Raw genomic sequence first — 1,490 nt, 5'->3', positions numbered from 1 at the left:
TTTATAAGTCGTACAAATCAAATAAGAAAAAACGTATATTAGCCTAAATTTATAACCTGAATATTTGTCAACTATTTTAGGACAATACAAAAACTCAACTTAAAAACAAATTCATGAAAAAGATTACAATAATCGCTTTTACCTTTTTATTAATTAGTTGTGGATCTTACACAATAACTAAAGAGAGTTTTGTAGAACAAATTGGAAAAAATTCCAACACATCGAGGTCGCAAAATGTTTCCTCATTAGGTACAGGATATGATTCAAACAAACTCGCTAAAATATCTTGTTATGATAAAAATGGAAAAGAAGTTACGATAAATCCGAATAAAAACACTACTTTCTCTATCACTAACAGTAAAACTGGAGAAAAAATGAATTTGTATTATGATACTGTTTACATTTTAAACGATACTCTCGTAGGCTTGAAATCAAGAATTTTGGGTGGCAAGAAGAAAATCGCATTACAAGATATAGAAGCAATAATTGTAAAAACGGAAAACTAATATAAAGCACGATCTGCTAACAACGGTTTTATGCAATGGCGGGGCTTGGGATTTTTTGGGAAAGTTTGTGCTCGCACTTCTTGCATAAAAATTCACGTTTTTCTTTCACTCTTTTCGGTATATTTGTAAACGTCAGTAATAAAAAAATCCGCCACTGACATAAAGCCGGCGGGACGTTGTGCGAGATTTTGGAAAAACTTAATGAAAACATGACTAAACCAGTTTATAAACATCCAACCTTTGTAATTGATAAAAAATATTATCGAACTGATTTGAAAAGATATTGGCTTGAACTTACAATTGATAATAATTCATTGGAAAATTTGCTGGTCATAATGAAAAATCCTAGTAGAGCGACTTTAGATGTTTCTGATAAAACAGTTTTTAATGTTTGTAATTACGTTCATAAAAACAGAAAAAATATCAAACAACTAAAAAATGTTGGAAAAATTACAATTCTAAACTTAATTCCTCATTTTGAAACCTATTCAAAAGAACTAAAAAAACTTGGCGAAGAGATTAATGATCTTGACAATTTAGAACATATCAGAAAATATACTTCGGAAAATTCAAAAGTTATAATTGCTTGGGGAAATCATCCGAGTGGACTTTTTAAAGAATATGAATTAATAAAAAATAATGTTCTTCAAATTCTTAAAGAAAATAGAAATGAAGTGTTTTATGTAGAAAAACTTTCAAAATACGGAAATCCTAAACACGCTCAAGTTTGGTCATATAATAATGACCTTTTAGAATACAAATAAAACCTCGCACAACAGCAGTTTGCTGCAAGTGGGGCTTTAAGGCAAAAAAAATATTGGTTTTGTGTTTGTAAACTTAATCTTAAATCGTTAGTTTTGGGTAACCAATCCCCCACCTTCAGCAAGCTGGCGGGACGTTGTGCAACAGTTCAAGTAAACTGAACGGATTTTACATCTAAATAAATGAAAATAATTATTATTATTTGTGCTATATCATTTGCTA

General features: G+C 29.8%; 2 protein-coding genes. Both read left to right on the top strand.

Features of this window, described 5'->3' with window-relative positions:
* Positions 1 to 113: 113 nt before the first annotated feature.
* Positions 114 to 506, top strand: a complete 393-nt coding sequence (locus tag BLQ05_RS13595; RefSeq protein ID WP_035655111.1) for a hypothetical protein — start codon at positions 114 to 116, stop codon at positions 504 to 506.
* Positions 507 to 715: 209 nt separating this feature from the next.
* Positions 716 to 1,270: a DUF1643 domain-containing protein gene (locus BLQ05_RS13590; protein WP_023577691.1), complete on the top strand. Its 555-nt coding sequence runs from the start codon at positions 716 to 718 to the stop codon at positions 1,268 to 1,270.
* Positions 1,271 to 1,490 lie beyond the last annotated feature (220 nt).

Origin of the sequence: Flavobacterium saliperosum (assembly GCF_900100625.1) — a bacterium.
In the GTDB taxonomy this organism is placed as follows: Bacteria; Bacteroidota; Bacteroidia; order Flavobacteriales; family Flavobacteriaceae; genus Flavobacterium; species Flavobacterium saliperosum.
Note: the sequence above shows the minus strand (reverse complement) of the source record. Positions and strands in the feature narration are given on the sequence as shown.